At 70.8% G+C, this 16,143-nt stretch carries 16 protein-coding genes and 1 pseudogene; 4 read left to right on the plus strand and 13 right to left on the minus strand.

What is annotated here, in order from left to right; genetic code table 11:
- Positions 1-64 precede the first annotated feature (64 nt).
- From purD to ACWGKI_RS18290, 4 genes are all read right to left on the minus strand, one after another.
- Positions 65-1,363, minus strand: a complete 1,299-nt coding sequence (gene purD, locus ACWGKI_RS18275) for a phosphoribosylamine--glycine ligase (protein ID WP_380245024.1) — start codon at positions 1,361-1,363, stop codon at positions 65-67.
- Between the two features lie 11 nt (positions 1,364-1,374).
- Complete coding sequence (locus tag ACWGKI_RS18280; RefSeq protein WP_452188898.1) at positions 1,375-2,097, minus strand: transporter substrate-binding domain-containing protein; 723 nt, start codon at positions 2,095-2,097, stop codon at positions 1,375-1,377.
- Positions 2,098-2,099: 2 nt separating this feature from the next.
- Positions 2,100-3,392 (minus strand): adenylosuccinate synthase, encoded by a 1,293-nt coding sequence (locus ACWGKI_RS18285; protein WP_380245026.1) that lies wholly within the window; start codon positions 3,390-3,392, stop codon positions 2,100-2,102.
- Between the two features lie 150 nt (positions 3,393-3,542).
- Positions 3,543-3,902, minus strand: a complete 360-nt coding sequence (locus ACWGKI_RS18290) for an STAS domain-containing protein (RefSeq protein WP_380245027.1) — start codon at positions 3,900-3,902, stop codon at positions 3,543-3,545.
- Positions 3,903-3,979: 77 nt separating this feature from the next.
- Between ACWGKI_RS18290 and ACWGKI_RS18295 the strand changes: the two genes are divergently transcribed.
- The gene (locus tag ACWGKI_RS18295) at positions 3,980-4,429 is read left to right on the plus strand and encodes a DUF3151 domain-containing protein (protein WP_380245028.1); all 450 of its coding nucleotides are present in this window, start codon (positions 3,980-3,982) and stop codon (positions 4,427-4,429) included.
- Between the two features lie 84 nt (positions 4,430-4,513).
- Here the strand turns inward: ACWGKI_RS18295 and ACWGKI_RS18300 are convergent, their stop codons facing one another.
- Both ACWGKI_RS18300 and ACWGKI_RS18305 read right to left on the minus strand, forming a co-directional pair.
- Positions 4,514-5,317, minus strand: a complete 804-nt coding sequence (locus ACWGKI_RS18300) for a hypothetical protein (protein ID WP_452188901.1) — start codon at positions 5,315-5,317, stop codon at positions 4,514-4,516.
- Between the two features lie 253 nt (positions 5,318-5,570).
- A complete protein-coding gene (locus tag ACWGKI_RS18305; protein ID WP_452188903.1) occupies positions 5,571-7,745 on the minus strand; it encodes a SpoIIE family protein phosphatase in 2,175 nt (724 codons plus the stop codon).
- 136 nt (positions 7,746-7,881) lie between these two features.
- Here ACWGKI_RS18305 and ACWGKI_RS18310 point away from each other — a divergent pair, with 136 nt between their 5' ends.
- Positions 7,882-8,301: an STAS domain-containing protein gene (locus ACWGKI_RS18310; protein ID WP_380245031.1), complete on the plus strand. Its 420-nt coding sequence runs from the start codon at positions 7,882-7,884 to the stop codon at positions 8,299-8,301.
- A 104-nt stretch (positions 8,302-8,405) separates the two neighbouring features.
- Here the strand turns inward: ACWGKI_RS18310 and fbaA are convergent, their stop codons facing one another.
- The 3 genes from fbaA to ACWGKI_RS18325 all read right to left on the minus strand — a co-directional run bounded on the left by fbaA (position 8,406) and on the right by ACWGKI_RS18325 (position 11,085).
- On the minus strand, positions 8,406-9,425 hold the full coding sequence (gene fbaA / locus ACWGKI_RS18315) for a class II fructose-bisphosphate aldolase (RefSeq protein WP_380245404.1): 1,020 nt from the start codon (positions 9,423-9,425) through the stop codon (positions 8,406-8,408).
- 110 nt (positions 9,426-9,535) lie between these two features.
- Entirely contained in the window at positions 9,536-10,255 is a 720-nt protein-coding gene (locus ACWGKI_RS18320) for a TrmH family RNA methyltransferase (protein ID WP_452188905.1), read from the minus strand.
- Positions 10,252-11,085 (minus strand): SDR family oxidoreductase, encoded by an 834-nt coding sequence (locus tag ACWGKI_RS18325; RefSeq protein ID WP_452188907.1) that lies wholly within the window; start codon positions 11,083-11,085, stop codon positions 10,252-10,254. The genes ACWGKI_RS18320 and ACWGKI_RS18325 overlap by 4 nt, the downstream gene beginning before the upstream one ends.
- A gap of 87 nt (positions 11,086-11,172) precedes the next feature.
- Here ACWGKI_RS18325 and ACWGKI_RS18330 point away from each other — a divergent pair, with 87 nt between their 5' ends.
- Positions 11,173-11,913, plus strand: coding sequence for an HAD-IIA family hydrolase (locus ACWGKI_RS18330; protein WP_380245409.1), 741 nt, complete (start codon positions 11,173-11,175; stop codon positions 11,911-11,913).
- Between the two features lie 550 nt (positions 11,914-12,463).
- Here the strand turns inward: ACWGKI_RS18330 and ACWGKI_RS18335 are convergent.
- Together ACWGKI_RS18335 and ACWGKI_RS18340 are read right to left on the minus strand one after the other, a co-directional pair.
- A complete protein-coding gene (locus tag ACWGKI_RS18335) occupies positions 12,464-13,078 on the minus strand; it encodes an MAE_28990/MAE_18760 family HEPN-like nuclease (RefSeq protein WP_452188909.1) in 615 nt (204 codons plus the stop codon).
- A gap of 31 nt (positions 13,079-13,109) precedes the next feature.
- Positions 13,110-14,240 (minus strand): DUF262 domain-containing protein, encoded by a 1,131-nt coding sequence (locus ACWGKI_RS18340; RefSeq protein ID WP_452188911.1) that lies wholly within the window; start codon positions 14,238-14,240, stop codon positions 13,110-13,112.
- Positions 14,241-14,395: 155 nt separating this feature from the next.
- Here ACWGKI_RS18340 and ACWGKI_RS18345 point away from each other — a divergent pair.
- Positions 14,396-14,618: pseudogene (locus ACWGKI_RS18345) on the plus strand (HAD hydrolase-like protein); the annotation flags it as partial.
- A gap of 31 nt (positions 14,619-14,649) precedes the next feature.
- Here ACWGKI_RS18345 and pyrE read toward each other — a convergent pair.
- Both pyrE and ACWGKI_RS18355 read right to left on the minus strand, forming a co-directional pair.
- Positions 14,650-15,234, minus strand: a complete 585-nt coding sequence (gene pyrE / locus ACWGKI_RS18350; RefSeq protein WP_452188913.1) for an orotate phosphoribosyltransferase — start codon at positions 15,232-15,234, stop codon at positions 14,650-14,652.
- A gap of 43 nt (positions 15,235-15,277) precedes the next feature.
- Positions 15,278-16,051 (minus strand): SDR family NAD(P)-dependent oxidoreductase, encoded by a 774-nt coding sequence (locus tag ACWGKI_RS18355; protein ID WP_452188915.1) that lies wholly within the window; start codon positions 16,049-16,051, stop codon positions 15,278-15,280.
- Between the last annotated feature and the right edge of the window lie 92 nt (positions 16,052-16,143).

Genomic DNA, 16,143 nt, shown 5'->3' on the forward strand with positions numbered 1-16,143 from the left:
CACCTACACCCCCCGGCCCCCCGGGCGCCCCGGCAGGTCGTCACCTGCCGGTCCGCGCTCGTGCTCAGGGGACCGCGACCTCGCCGCGCTCGGCCTTCAGCGCGATGTCGCTGCGATGGTGCGAGCCGTCCAGCGTGATCTGCGCGACCCCCGCGTACGCCGCTGCCCGCGCTGCGGCGAGGTCCGCGCCCTGGCCGACCACGGACAGCACCCGGCCGCCGGCGGACACCAGCGTGCCGTCGTCGGTCAGGGCGGTGCCGGCGTGCAGCACGTGCACGCCCTCCAGCGCCTCCGCGGCCTCGATGCCGCCGATGGCGTCGCCCTTGCGCGGCGACTCGGGGTAGCCCTGCGACGCGACGACGATGTTGACCACGGCGTCGTCCGACCAGCGCAGCGGCTCGACGCCGTCGAGCCGGCCGGTCGCGGCGGCGACCAGCACACCGGACAGCGGCGTGCGCAGCCGGGTGAGCACCGCCTGGATCTCCGGGTCACCGAACCGGGCGTTGAACTCGACCACGCGAGTCCCACGGCTGGTCAGCGCGAGCCCCACGTACAGCACGCCGGAGAACGGGGTGCCGCGGCGCGCCATCTCGTCGACCGTGGGCTGCGCGATGCGGTCGACCACCTCGGTCACCAGGCCGGACGGCGCCCAGCCGAGCGGGGTGTAGGCCCCCATGCCGCCCGTGTTGGGGCCGGCGTCGTCGTCACCCACGCGCTTGAAGTCCTGGGCGGGCACCATCGGCACGACGGTCGCGCCGTCGCACAGGCAGAACAGGGAGACCTCCGGACCGTCCAGGTACTCCTCGACCACGACTCGTCCGTCGCCGCCGCGGGCGTCGAGCGCCTCGCGGGCGTGGGCGAGGGCGGCGTCGCGGTCGGACGTCACGACGACGCCCTTCCCGGCGGCCAGGCCGTCGTCCTTGACGACGTACGGGGCCCCGAAGGCGTCGAGCGCGTCCGCGACCTGCGCCTCCGTGGTGCACACGTGCGCCATGGCGGTGGGGACGTTCGCGGCCGCCATGACGTCCTTGGCGAACGCCTTCGAGCCCTCGAGGAGTGCGGCCTCGCCGGACGGCCCGAAGCACGGGATGCCGGCCTCGCGGACCACGTCGGCGACGCCCGCCACCAGCGGGGCCTCCGGCCCGACGACGACGAGGTCGACGCCCAGCGTCCGCGCGAGCGCCGCGACGGCGCGGCCGTCGTTCGCGTCGACGGGGTGCAGGGTCGCCTGGGCGGCCATGCCCGGGTTGCCGGGGGCCGCGTGCAGCTCGTGCGCCGGCTGCGTGCCCTCGGCGGCCTCGGACGCGAGGGCGTGGACGATGGCGTGCTCGCGGGCACCGGTCCCGACGACGAGGATCTTCACGGGCAGCCATGCTAACCGGGGACGGTGGCGTCCTGTCCGGAGCGTTCGAGGGCGGCCGTGACGAAGCCGTCCGCGACCAGTCCGGCGACGGCGTCGCGCAGCCACGCGACGGCGGCCGGGTCCCGGTCCCGGCCGGTGGCCACGGCCTGGCGGATCTCGGTGAACCGGGGCTCGACGAGGCGCAGCCCCGGGTGCTGCCCCACGTAGCGCGTGAGGGGCTGGCGGATGCCGGCCGCGACCTCCAGGCCGTGCTCCTCGAACGCGACGGTCCCGTCGGCACCACGCACCACCTGAGCGTGCTGCAGGGTGCGCGTGAGGTACAGGTCGTAGGCGGAGCCCTGCTTGACGCCGACGCGCACGCCGGGGCGGTCGACGTCCTCGGCCGTGCGCACCACGGAGTCCTCGGGCACGGCGAAGACGCCCTCGATCAGCACGTACGGCGCCGTGAACGCGACGTGGGCGGCCCGCTCGGGCTCGACGGCGAGGAAGCCGACGTCGGCCCGTCCTTCCGCGACCGCCGCGAAGGACAGCCGCGCGCTGTCCACGCACTCGAGGCGGGCCGGCACCCCGAGGCGACGCGCCAGCTCCCGCGCGAGGTCCGCCGTGACGCCGGCGGGGGCGTCCGGCGTGCCCTGCGCCAGCACCGGGTTGCCGAGGTTGAGCACCGCGCGCAGCGCCCCGTGCGGGGCGAGCGCGGCGACGACCTGCGGGGACGCCTGCGCGGGAGCCGCCACGGTCAGCGTGCGTGGATGAGGTCGTGCACCGGGATGATCTCGTCGCGCCGCGGGCCCACGCCCACCGCGGAGATGCGGCAGCCGGAGAGCTCCTCCAGCCGGGCAAGGTACGCCTGCGCGTTGGCGGGCAGGTCCTCGATGCGGCGGGCGCCGGAGATGTCCTCCCACCACCCGGGCATCTCCTCGTAGATCGGCTTCGCGTGGTGGAAGGCCGACTGGTCGTCGGGCATCTCGTCGTAGCGGGTGCCGTCCACGTCGTAGGCGACGCAGACGGGCACCTTCTCCAGGCCGGTGAGCACGTCGAGCTTGGTGACCACCAGGTCGGTGAGCCCGTTGATGCGCGCCGCGTAGCGCGCGATGACGGAGTCGTACCAGCCGCAGCGGCGCGCGCGGCCGGTCGTGACGCCGTACTCCCCGCCGGTCTTGAGCAGGTACTCGCCCATGTCGTCGAACAGCTCGGTGGGGAACGGGCCCTCGCCGACGCGCGTCGTGTACGCCTTGATGACGCCGATGACGGAGTCGACGCGGGTGGGTCCGATGCCCGACCCGGTGACCGCGCCACCCGCGGTGGCGCTGGAGGACGTGACGAACGGGTACGTGCCGTGGTCGATGTCCAGCATGGTCGCCTGGCCGGCCTCGAACAGGACGTTCTTGCCGGCGTCGAGGGCCTGGTTCAGCACCAGCGGGGTGTTCGCGACCATCGGCCGGAGCCGTTCGGCGTGGGCGAGCAGCTCGTCGACCGTCTCGTCGATCTCGACGCCGCGGCGGTTGTAGACCTTGACCAGCAGGTGGTTCTTCTGGTCGAGCGAGCCCTCGACCTTCTCCCGCAGGATCTTGGGGTCGAACAGGTCCGCGATGCGGATGCCGACGCGGTTGATCTTGTCCGCGTACGCCGGCCCGATGCCCCGGCCGGTGGTGCCGATCCGGCGCTTGCCGAGGAACCGCTCGGTGACCTTGTCGAGCGTGCGGTGGTACCCGGCGATGACGTGCGCCTGGCTCGAGACGAGCAGGCGCGAGACGTCGACGCCCCGGGCGATCAGGTCGTCGAGCTCCTCGAACAGCACGTCGATGTCCACGACCACGCCGTTGCCGATCACCGGGACGACGCCGGGCGACAGGATGCCGGAGGGCAGCAGGTGCAGGGCGTACTTCTCGTCACCGATGACGACGGTGTGGCCCGCGTTGTTGCCGCCGTTGAACTTCACGACGTAGTCGACCCGGGACCCGAGCAGGTCCGTGGCCTTTCCCTTGCCCTCATCGCCCCACTGGGCACCGACGAGCACCACGGCTGGCATGAAATCTCCTCGTGTCGACGAGGCCCGGCATGTCGCCCGTGGGCGGGCCTCCTCGGCCGGGCCGCGCCCGAGTTTACCCGTCCGTGACCATGCCGGAGGATCAGCCGGAGGATCGGCCGGAGATTCCGCCGGCGGACCGGTGGAGGGCGGTCAGGCGGGTCGGTGCGACGCGGGGGCCGACGACGCCGGCGCGGACTCGCACCGGTGGTCACGGTCGATGCGGAACAGGTCGAGCGCGCCGCACACCTCGAGCACGAACAGGTCGCGCTCGTCGGCACCGCGCAGCACCGTGGCCCCGCCGCGCTTGCGCCCGGCGTCCGCCAGGGAGATGAGGAAGGCAGCGCCCGTCGAGTCCATGAAGGTGACCCGGCACATGTCGATCACCAGCAGTTGACGGCGCAGCCCGACCACCCGGGTGGCGATCTCGGGGAACTGGTCGCGTTCCGCGAGGTCGAGGTCACCGGCGATCACGAGCGTCGTCGTCGTCGATGACGTCGCGATCTCGATCATGCTGCCGAGCGTACCCGGGACCGGGCCTGCACGACGCCCGAGGGCGCAGGGCTCCGCGAGCGGGCGAGAATGGGCCCATGACCTCCCCCGTGGACGACCTGCTCGCCGGCCCGCCTCCCACCCGCCTGCCCGACGACCACCCCCAGGTGCGCGAGGGTCTCGACGCCGGGGAGGACCCGGCCCGCCTCGCCGCCGACCACCCCGCAGCCTCTCTGGCCTGGGCCGTGCTCGCGGAGCTCACGCTCGACGGCGCGGGTGCGGAGCCCAGTGCCGCACGGTCGGTCGCGGCCTACGCGTACGCCCGCACCGGGTACCACCGCGGCCTGGACGCGCTGCGCCGCGCGGGCTGGCGCGGCCAGGGGCCGATCCCCGCCGACCACGTCCCGAACCAGGGCTTCCTGCGCGCCCTCGCCGCCCTGGCCACCGCGGCCGGTCAGATCGGCGAGACCGCCGAGGCCGACCGCTGCACGCAGTTCCTCCGTGACTCCGGCACGTCCGTCGACGAGGTCCGCGCGCTGCGCGACTGACGCCACCAGGGCAGCATCTGACTCCACACGACACGACGACGGCCACCTGTTCCCACGAACGGGTGGCCGTCGTCGCTGGTCATGTCATGGTCCTTGACCCGGCCTGGAGGCGATCTTCTCGATCGTCTCGGGGGTGGGGTTGTACCCGATGGTGACCGTGGTGGTCGGGAGCAGTGCACGCTCGCCGTCGGTGTCGACCTCGATCATGGGCGTCACCATCACGAAGTCAGCGGCGGGATCGCACCGGACGCTCACCCGCGTGGTCAGCAGCCGCCTGCTCGTCGTGGCCTCTGCCGAGACGTCCACGTAGTCCGACGCGTTGAGCGCCCTGACGATCGGCGCCCGCCCCGCCTTCTCGTGGGCCTCGAACTTCTGCGTGAATGTGCCGCAGCTCGGTGCGGTGACGGTCGCTTCGCCGGTGACCTCGAACGGGCCGTCGGTCTCCCGGTTCGGGTACACCCTCACCTGGCCCACGTCGAACGTCTGCTCCGCGCCGTCGACCGTCAGCGTGATCGTGGAGAACTCGACCAGGCTGTCGTGCGCATCGACGTTGAACGTGAGGTTCCCGAGACGCCGCTCGCCGACACCTTCGACGTGTCCCTGAGTGCCGCGGAGCATGTCGAAGTCGTCCACGTGGCGGGTGCCGGCCGTCACCCCTGTCGCGTCCCAGACCGGGTCTTCGGGGTCGGCGACGAACAGCAGGTTCAGATCGATCCCGACGCCGTCCTCCCCGACGACGTCGATCGCGGCGGTGGCGAACCGGGCCGTACCGCTGACAGCGGTCGTCGGCGCCGGGGCGGGGGCCGGGGCCGTGCATCCCGCCATCGCGGCGACGGCGCCTGTGGCGAGCACTCCGACCAGACGCGTCCGGCGACAGATCCCGATCACGTCTCCCTCCTCGGATGTCAGGTGCTGCGCCCGTACATCCACCTGTCGGGGTGCCCGCCGACTTCTCGGCGGACCTTCTCCCGTGGACCTTCTTCCGGCCCCATCGTGACCTCTCAGCACCCGCAGCGCCGGCGAGTTGCAAGATCTGCACGGGCATCTCAGGACTCGGGCGTACTCATGAGGGCAGGACCTGCACCTGGTGTCGGACGCCACCGGTTCGGGGAGAGCTTCCGGAACGGTCGGGCAGGACGGTCTACCGCGGGGTGCCGGAGCTCGCGTGCAGCTTCGCCCACACCAGCTTGCCCGACCCGGCGGGCCGCCACCCCCAGTCGGCCAGGCGCTCCACGATCTGCATCCCGAACCCGCCGACGCGGTTGGGGTGCCCGTCCGTGGTGACGGGCGGGGCGGGGTTGGAGTCCTCGACCTCGATGCGCAGGCCGTCACCGGTGTCGAAGAGCCGCAGCGCGATGTTGCCCCAGCCGTGCAGCACCCCGTTGGCGACGAGCTCGGAGACGACGAGCTCGGCGGACGCGGACTCCGGCAGCCCCCACGCCTGGCAGGTGCGCAGCACGGCGTGCCGGGCACGGCCGATGGACGCTGGCTCGCTGGGCAGCAGCCACCGGCGTGAGCGGGGGCTCAAGGGCTGGGTCTCGGCGTCGGCGACCGGGTCGGGCACCCGCACGACCACCAACGCGACGTCGTCCTCGGGCGCGTCGGCGAGCCGGGAGAGCAGCTCCTCCCCCACCCCGGCGGCGTCGCGGGCCGTGATCCGGGCGGAGGTCTCGACGAGCGCGTCGAGACCGACCTTGAGCGAACGGTCGCGGCGCTCGATGAGGCCGTCGGTGTAGAAGAGGAGGACGTCGCCGCGGCGCAGCTCCGCCTGCCCGGTGGTGCGGGGGCGGGAGCCGAAGCCGACGAGCGACCCGGCGCCGCCGGCGAGCTGCGTGACCTTGCCGTCGCGCAGCAGCAGCGGCGGCAGGTGGCCGGCGCGCGTGTACTGCACGGTCCAGGCGTCGCCGTCGGGCTGGTGCTTGAGCGTCGCGTAGACCATGGACGCGGAGCGCGGGATGCGCATGCCGGTGACGAGCTGGTCGACCCTGTCGACGACGATGCCGGGCGTGGCGAGCTCGAAGGCGTAGGACCGCACGACGGAGCGCAGCTGACCCATCGCGGCCGCCGCCTCGACGTCGTGCCCGACCACGTCGCCGACGACGAGCCCGACCGTGCCGTCACTGATCTGGAGCACGTCGTACCAGTCGCCGCCGACCTGGGCATGCTCGGCGTTGGGCGCGTAGTAGGTCCACACGTCGAGCCCGGACACGTCGGCCTGCTCGGGCAGCATGGCGCGCTGGAGGGCCTCGGCGAGCCGGTGCTCGCGGGCGTAGAGGCGCGCGTTGTCGATGGCGGTGCCGGCGCGGCGGGCGACGACCTCGATCACCGTGTGCACGTGCTGCGGCTCGGTCGGCGCCGGGCCGGGTGCTTCCGTGACCGTCCCGTCGGCGGCGACGCCGACGCCGTGCCAGGTGGCGAGGAGCCCGAGCACGCGACGCCGGCCGGCCACGGCGTGCACGACGACGGCGCGCGGCAGGGCACCGGTCTCCTCGACGACGCGCCGCAGCACGTCGCGGCGCAGCCAGCCCGAGGCGGCGTGGGCGGGGAAGCGGGCGTCGAGGCGGAGCATCACCGGCCCTTCGATGACGCCCTCGAGCAGGTCCTGGACCTCGTCCCGCACCGGCTCGTGCCCCTCGTGCCCCTCGTGCACCGGCGAGCCCTCGGCGTCCCCGTCCGGGGCCTCCGGGACGTAGCGGGCGTGCCGGCGTCCGCGACCGCTGGGGGGCGAGGCGACGTCCACGCCGTCGGCGAAGAGGAGGCCGTCGTCGTTGACGTAGAACCCCGCCCAGGGCACGAGCGAGCGCAGCAGGTCGGCGATGTCGCGCAGGGCGTACGGGTACTCGAGGTCGCCGAGCAGCTCGGTGGTCTGGGCGATGAGGTCGAGGTCGGCCCGCTCGCGGCGCTCGACCTCCAGGGACGCGAGCTGTGCCGCCTGGCGCTCGACGTGCGTCGACACGTCGGTGGCGGTGCCGAACCACCGGTGGGCCGGGCCGTCCGCGTCCGGCACGGGGGACATCGTCACCTGCCACCAGGTGCCCGCCCCGTCGGGGTGGCGGCCGCGCACCATGCGCGTGGTCGGACGGCTGGCGCGCAGGTCCTCCTGGCTGCGCTCGCGCTCCGTGTCGTCGGCGACGAGCGCGAGCAGCGGGTGCTCCCCCAGCGCGGCGAGGTCGCTCAGGCCGATGCCGGTCTGGCGGGCGAACGCGTCGTTCACCCAGAGGACGGGCATGCCGTCGTCCCAGGAGCCGGTCACGAAGGCCGGGATGATGGCGTCGGCGACCGCGACGTCAAGAAAACCACTCGGGAGGGGCGGCACAGGACCGGATGATTCGGTCATAATGCCTCCACTGCCAAGATTCCCCGCCCGGGTTGGTGTTCTTGCTGGTCATTCAACCGTAGATTGGTGTCCGCCGAGACTCGAGATGAACGCCCCGGCGCGTGGAAGGAGCACCGTGCACGACGGATCGAACTCGACCCCACGTGACCTGCGGCGTGCAGACGTGAGGGAGGCAGACGTGATGCCCGAGCTGGGAGACCCCGCGAGCGTGCACGTCATCGTGGGCGCGTCGCGTGCCCGCGTGGTGCTGTCCGGAGAGATCGACGCCGACATCGGCGCCGAGCTCGGAGAGGCGATCTCCGACGCCGAGGGCTCCGGCCTCCCCGTCGAGATCGACGCCCACCACGTCACCTTCATGGACTCGTCCGGTGTGGCGTTCCTCGCACGGCTCGCGTCGCGCAGCCCGCACCGCGTGCGGGTGCTGCGCGCACCCCCCACCGTGCGGTTCCTCCTCGAGGTCACCCGCATCGGTGAACTCCTGGAGATCGTCGACGTCGACCCGGGCTTCGACCTGGAGACCCCGACGCCGAGGTAGTCCAAGCCCTGCCGAGGTAGTGCTGAGGGCGGCCCGCACCAGGTGCGGACCGCCCTCAGAACTACCTCGGCGAGTCTCCGACTACCTCGGCGTGAGGCAGGAGATCACATCTTGTGGCCGGCGGAGCGCAGCTGCTGCGCGGCCTCGACGATGCGGGCGGCCATGCCGGCCTCGGCCAGCTTGCCCCAGGCGCGCGGGTCGTAGGCCTTCTTGTTGCCCACCTCGCCGTCGATCTTGAGGACGCCGTCGTAGTTCTTGAACATGTGCTCGACGACCGGGCGCGTGAACGCGTACTGCGTGTCGGTGTCGATGTTCATCTTGATGACGCCGTTGTCGACGGCCTCCGAGATCTCCTCGGCCGTCGAGCCCGAACCACCGTGGAACACGAGGTCGAACGGGTTCTCCTTGCCGATCTCGTCGCCCACGGCCTTCTGGATGTCCGCGAGGATCGACGGGCGGAGCTTCACGGCGCCCGGCTTGTACACGCCGTGCACGTTGCCGAAGGTGAGGGCCGTCAGGTAGCGGCCCTTCTCGCCTGCGCCGAGCGCCTTGACGGTCGCGAGACCGTCCTCGGCCGTCGTGTAGAGCTTGTCGTTGATGGCGGCCTCGTGACCGTCCTCCTCGCCACCGACGACGCCGACCTCGATCTCGAGGATGGTGCGCGCCGCCTGCGAGAGCTCGAGGAGCTCCGCCGCGATGACGAGGTTCTCGTCCAGCGGGATGTCCGAGCCGTCGAACATGTGGGACTGGAACGTCGGGTTCTTGCCGGCCTTGACCTGCTCGGCCTCGAGGGCGAGCAGCGGGCGGACCCAGGAGTCGAGGTTCTTCTTGACGCAGTGGTCGGTGTGGATCGCGATGTTCACCGAGTAGTTCTTCGCGACCTCGGTGGCGTAGGCCGCGAGGGCGAGCGAACCGACGACGCGGTCCTTGATCGTGGCACCCGAGGCGTACTCACCGCCGCCGACGGAGACCTGGATGATCCCGTCCGACTCGGCCTCGGCGAAGCCCTGGAGCGCGGCGGTGACGGTCTGCGACGACGTGATGTTGACGGCGGGGTAGGCGAACTTGCCGGCCTTCGCCCGGTCGATCATCTCGGCGTAGACCTCGGGGGTTGCGATAGGCATCTGCGGTACTCCAATGACGGGGCGTACGAGGATGCAGCGGGATGCTTCGTCGCGACGGGCGCCGTGCGACCCGCATGCACCCAGATTTTCTCACGTCCCGGTCATGGGAGTCACCTGCCGTCGGCTGGGTGAGACGGGGCGAGCCAGCGCGCGGCCCACGCGTGCATCGCGATCGCCCCCGCCGCACCCGCGTTGAGCGAGCGCGTCGAGCCGTGCTGGGTGATGTGGACGACGTCGGCGCACACCTCCTGCGCCTCCGCCGTCAGGCCCACCGACTCCTGGCCGAACAGCAGCACGCACCGCGGCGGCAGGTCGTAGGCCTCCAGGGGCACCGACCCCGGCACGTTGTCGACCCCGACCACCGGCAGACCCGCCCCGTCGTCGGCCGACGCGGCCCACGCCGCGAGCGCCGCCGCGTCCGGGTGGTGGTGGACGTGCAGGTAGCGGTCGGTGACCATCGCGCCACGGCGGTTCCAGCGCCGCCGCCCGACGACGTGCACGCCGGCCGCGTTGAACGCGTTCGCGGTGCGCACCACCGACCCGATGTTGAGGTCGTGCGCCCAGTTCTCGATGGCGACGTGCAGCTGCCGGTCGGCGGGGCGGCGGGCGTCGAGGTCCGCCACCACGGCCTCCACCGTCCAGTAGCGGTACCGGTCGACGACGTTGCGCCGGTCGCCGTGCGCCAGCAGGTCGGAGTCGAAGCGAGGGTCGGGGGCGCCGTCGGGCCGGCGTGGCCATGTCTCCGGGCCGCCCGGCCAGGGCCCGACGCCGACCTCGCGCGCGGGCTGGGGGGCGGCCTCGGGGGCAGGCTCGGGGGCGGGCACGCTCACCGGCCCGCCAGCCACTCGTCGTACGTGACCGTGCCGACGGCGGCGTCCGGCACGAGGTTGCGCCCGGCCCGGAAGAACTCGCCGAGCGGGCCGGGCAGCGGCACGCCGACCGGCAGCCGTCGCGAGCCCTGCGCGCGTCGCCAGGCGTGCGCCAGGTCCCGCGCGTCGCGCACCTCGGGGCCGCCGACGGTCACCGTCGGTGCGCCCGACGGGCCGGGCACGGGCGCGACGCCGAGCGGGTCGTCGCCCTGTGCCGCGTCCACGAGCGCGCGGGCGACGTCGCGCAGGTCGATCGTCTGGAACCGGCAGCCGCGCGGGTACGGCAGCAGCCCCGCCCGCGACCAGGCGCCGAGCCGGCTGTCCCGGCCGAAGAAGATCCCAAGGAACTCGTGGAACTGCGTGGCGCGCACGATCGTCGCCGGCACCGGTCCCGCGGCGTGGACCCGTTCCTGCTCGGCGTGCGCCTGGTAGTACGCGTACCCGCTGCGGTCCACCCCGGCGATCGACAGCACGACGACGCGGCCCGCGCGCGCCCGCCCCGCGGCCTCCGCGACCCGTCGCGCACCGGTCGTGAACACGGCCTGCGCACCGGGTGCCATCCCGTTGCTGGCGTCCACCACCGCGTCGGCTCCGTCGAACGCGGCGGTCAGGGCGGCGACCACCCCGACTTCGTCGTCGCCCAGCAGGTCCACCGCGTGGTGCGCCGCGCCGTCTGTCGACTCCGGGGGACGGCGGGACACCACCCGCACGTCGAGCCCCCGCGTCCCCGCCTCGCGCACGACGGCGCGCCCCGCCTGCCCGGTGCCGCCCACCACCACGATCGTCGTCATGGCCCCATCCTGGCGGACGCACGCCGGCGGCCCGCCCACTAGGGTGAGCGCGTGAGCGAACGACGGATCGAGTGCTGGCTGACCGACATGGACGGCGTCCTCGTGCACGAGGGCCGAGCCATCCCCGGGGCGCCGGAGTTCGTGCGGGCGCTGCGCGACGCGGAACGCCCGTTCCTCGTGCTCACGAACAACTCGATCTTCACGCCGCGCGACCTGCGCGCCCGGCTCCGGACGTCGGGGATCGACGTGCCGGAGGAGGCGATCTGGACGTCGGCGCTCGCGACGGGGCAGTTCCTGTCCGACCAGATCCCGAACGGGTCGGCGTACGTGATCGGCGAGGCCGGGCTCACGACCGCGCTCTACGAGGCGGGGTACACGCTCACCGAGTCGGACCCGGACTACGTGGTGCTCGGCGAGACCCGCACGTACTCCTTCACCGCGATCACCAAGGCCGTCCGCCTGGTGCGCGACGGCGCCCGGTTCATCGCCACCAACCCGGACACGACGGGGCCGTCGGCGGAGGGCCCGCTGCCCGCGACGGGGGCCGTCGCCGCGATGATCCAGGCCGCCACCGGACGGTCGCCGTACTACGTGGGCAAGCCAAACCCGATGATGTTCCGCTCGGCGCTCAACCGGATCGACGCCCACTCCGAGGTGACGGCGATGATCGGCGACCGCATGGACACCGACGTCGTGGCCGGCATCGAGGCCGGGCTGGAGACGTTCCTCGTGATGACCGGCTCCACCACCGCGGCCGAGGTGGACACCTACCCGTTCCGCCCGTCGCACGTCGTGGACTCGATCGCGGACCTCATCGACCGTGTCTGACCGCTCGGCCCTATCTGACGCGGCCCCATTAGAGCATTGCTGTTGCAGCAGTTGAGGGTTTAAGTCTTCGGGCCCGGCGTACGGGTCCACCCCTGGGGTGCCCGCGCCCTCGATCGTCGAGCGGTTGTGGCGACGCTGACCCTGCCGCTAGAGCTGCTGGGGGCACGCAACCACCTCCGAGCTTCCCGCGCCGAATAAAGGTGAGCCCGCGACGGTCGTCCGGGCGCGACGCCTGAGGTGCTCGACGGTAGGGCCGAGTCGTTCCGGCCCTCCACCAGACCGGAACGACTCGGCAATGTAACCGGAGCAGTCGCGTAAGATCTGGACTACCCGAGGACACATCGGCCTGCGCCTCGACGAGAACTCCCAGATTCGAGCGATCCACACAGTCGATCCTGCCGATGGAACTCTGCTTTGATCCAACGACGCTCCCAGGCTGCGCGGCTCGCGGACCACGCTCCGTTCGCCCGCCCTAGACGCCGCCGCGAGGCGGTCATCGGCTCACTTCAAACCGCGCGCGCCGTAGGAGTTCCTCACGCTACCTGAACCGCTAGCTTCGTCTGTACGCACGCGTTGCGGCGCGATTTTCGATCTGAGTTCTTAATTTGTCCATCGCGGAGACGAGCAAAGTTTTTAGATGCTCCCACTTACCGACCGACACAAGCAGGTAGCGGCCATGCGCAATGTCGTTGCGATGCTTTAGGAGTACTGTGTCTAGAGGGCCCGCGAGATCGTCGAAGTCCGCAGGGTCACAGCCGATTGAAAGAAGAATCTCCTCAAACGTCTCAAACTTCAAATTCGCATTCGTCTTGATCGTCACGCGGTCCGTGGGCAGGTTCGCCTTCAGCGATCCCGCTCGCACTGCCGAAACTATCTGAGTGTGTGCAGAACCGTGAGTTGAGGCTGCGGCAGCCGCCAGGTGCGATCTCAAGGCGATCGCCACGAAGCAGTCTCTAAGGTCATCAATATCGAGACCTTGGGAATCGACAAATTCAACATAGTGCGTGCAGGATGATTTTACAAAACCTTCCCAATGGGCATACAGGAGCGCCCATGCGCCGCGGACAAGAACGTCTCTTTGAGCACCCTTTGCTCGACCCAACATGCTGGACCAAGAGGCAAGCTCCAACTTCCTCCACGCCAGGTCTGCATCGATCTGGTCCACAAGTTGCTCTACCGTACGAGTGGTTCCCACCCTACGGCCTAAAGATCTCAGGACCGATCTCCACCATTACAGGAATTCGCTGCGAAGCCCGGACGCCAGCACCAGAGCGGTCTCGAAAGCGCTGATCCGCAGCTAGCAACTTGCACTTATCGATCAACTTCGATGGTGCGTCTTGCTCCGACTCCCACGCGTCGATGTTCCTCGCGACACCAATCGAGAGCGCCTCAAAAGTTGATACCGAAAAGCCGCCGGAGAATCGATCTCTGCGAACGTCGTACCGCCGGAAGGCGTCAATTCCAATGCTGGCAATGACCGCGAATGTCCGTCGGAACAGGTCACTTGCCGCGGCAATGCTATAGGAGTCGAGAATCGTCGATCGGTCCTCCGAAGCCATCGCCACGGACTGATCGGTTAGGAGCGCATCGAATTCCGCGAAACCCGTGAGTGCAGACGGTCGACTGTACAGCAAGACGAGGAAGCGAATTACCAGTTCGAGATCGTATTGCTCTGCAATCTGTCGGCTCGTCAGCGGCAGGGAGTCTTTGAAAGCCTCCGAGTTTCGGTTTCCGTCAAGCCAACGGAAGAAGTCCGCGTGACTCATAAGTAATTGCGCTGTACGGACCTCCTGTTCAGAGGTGGGCTGCCCCCCTGAATTCAGTCGGTCGAAGAGCTCGAATTTGAAGGTTGGATCTGTATCCCGTAGCAGGATCTTCACGTCCAACTTTGCCCGCTTCAAGGCGAGGCGCTGAGCGACGTCGAGCGAATTATCCTGGTCATCGGGATTCTCGTAGAAGCATCCTTCTAGCGAAGGTAGATATTTTGTCGCCAGAAGGCTGCTTGGCGGCAACACTTTCCCCGTCGCTTCGTCCCGCAGGAGACCCATGAACTCAAAGATCGTCGAGAGGCGCTGAAGTCCATCAACTACCTCCCAGACACCGTCATCTTGCGCGGCAACGAAGATCGAAGGAAGTGGTATGTCCAGGAGCAACGACTCAATGAGTCGCGATTTCTTCTCAGCCGACCAACGAAAAAGCCGCTGGTACTCTGGTCGAATTATGATCTCGCGATCACGATAGAGATTGGTGAACTCGCCGATAGACATCGTGTAGCCGTCTGAGCGGATGTATTGCCGCCTCGCTGCTATTTCATCTGCCAGTGACACGTCACACTCCATCAGTTGGGTATGTGGAAGCCTACCTGAGCATGCCCCGATCCATGCCCGCAAAACGCAGAGCGACACGTGGCCGTCGAGAACGACTCCTCTCCGTTTAGGCGCACCAGTGTCACGCCTGAACCAGCCGTGGTTCTCGGCAGCAGGACCCGATAATGTTCCGCTCGGTGTTCAACTGGATCGACGCCCACTCGGAGGTGACGGCGATGATCGGCGACCGCATGGACCGACGTCGTGGCCGGCATCGAGGCTGGGCTGGAGACGTTCCTCGTGATGACCGGCTCCACCACCGCCGCCGAGGTGGACACATACCCGTTCCCCCCGTCGCACGTCGTGGACTCGATCTCGGACCTCATCGACCACGTTTGACGACGCAGCGAGCTGCTGCTCCGTCGTCGGCTCAGGCGAGGCCGAGGTCCGCCAGGTCGAAGAGGTAGTGGTAGGGCACGCCGAGCGCCTCGATCTTCTCGCCCGCGCCCGTGGCCCGGTCCACGATCGTCGCGCAGCCCAGCACCTCGGCACCCGCGGCACGCAGCGCCTCGATGGCGGCGATCGGCGATCCGCCGGTCGTCGTCGTGTCTTCGAGGACGACGACCTTGCGGCCGGCGACCTCCGGGCCCTCGATCTGCCGCTGCATGCCGTGCGCCTTCGCGGCCTTGCGCACCACGAACGCGTCGAGGTCCTGGCCGCGGGAGGCGGCCGCGTGCAGCAGCGCGTCCGCGATCGGGTCGGCGCCGAGCGTGAGGCCACCGACGGCGTCCACCTCCGCGGTGCCCAGGCCGACCTCCTCGAGGTGGTCGAGCAGCACGTGGCCCACGAGCGGGGCCGCGCGGTGGTGCAGCGTGATGCGGCGCAGGTCGACGTAGTAGTCGGCCTCCTTGCCGGAGGACAGCGTCACCTTCCCGTGCACGACGGCGAGCTCGGTGATGAGGTCGCGCAGCTGCTCGCGGGGCGTCGGGCCGAAGGAAGCGTCGGTGGTCGTCACGGGCACCAGGGTACGGGGCCCGCCCCACCGTGACGACGGCGGGTCAGCGGTACTCGCCGACGGCGCGGACGGCGAAGCGCGGGGCGAGGCGCAGCAGCGCGGACGCCGCCTTGTATCGGACGGACGGCGTCGTGATGACCACGCCGCGGCGCACCTCCGCGAGCGCCTCGGACACGACGCGCGGCGCGTCGAGCCACCCGCCGTCCGGGATCGGGGACATGTCGATGCCTGCGCGGTCGTGGAACTCGGTGCGCACGAACCCGGGGCACACCACGGTCGCGGTGACGCCCGTCCCCCGGAGCTCGACGGCGAGCCCCTCGGTGAACGACCGCACGTACGCCTTCGCCGCGGCGTACGTGCCGCCCGCGGTGAGCGCCGCGACCGACGCCACGTTGAGGATCGCGCCCCGGCCGCGGGACGTCATCTGCCCGGCGGCGGCGTGGGAGAGCACGAGGACGGCGCGCACCATGACGTCGAGGGCGGACAGCTCGACGCCGAGGTCACCGTCGACGAACCGCTGCGCCGTCGCGAACCCGGCGTTGTTGACGAGCAGGCCCACGGGGCGCCGGTCGTCCCCCGCCTCCTCGCCGGTCACGGCCAGGCGGGCGGCGACCCGTTCCAGGTCCTCCGGGACCGACAGGTCGGCGGGCAGCACCTCCACCCGCACGCCGGCGGCGGCGCGCACCTGCGTGGCGACCTCCTCCAGGCGGTCGACGTCGCGCGCGACGACGACGACGTCGTGTCGCGCGGTGGCGAGCTGCCAGACGAACTCCAGGCCGAGGCCGGCGGTGGCGCCGGTGACGAGCGCGGTACCCATGGGGGCAGCCTAGAGCGTCCGGGGGACGGCGCGGCCGACGGCGGCCGGGACCGGCGCGGGTGGCGGCGCACGGGCGCCGGTAGCCTGGCGCC

It is taken from the genome of Isoptericola sp. NPDC055881 (assembly GCF_053615895.1).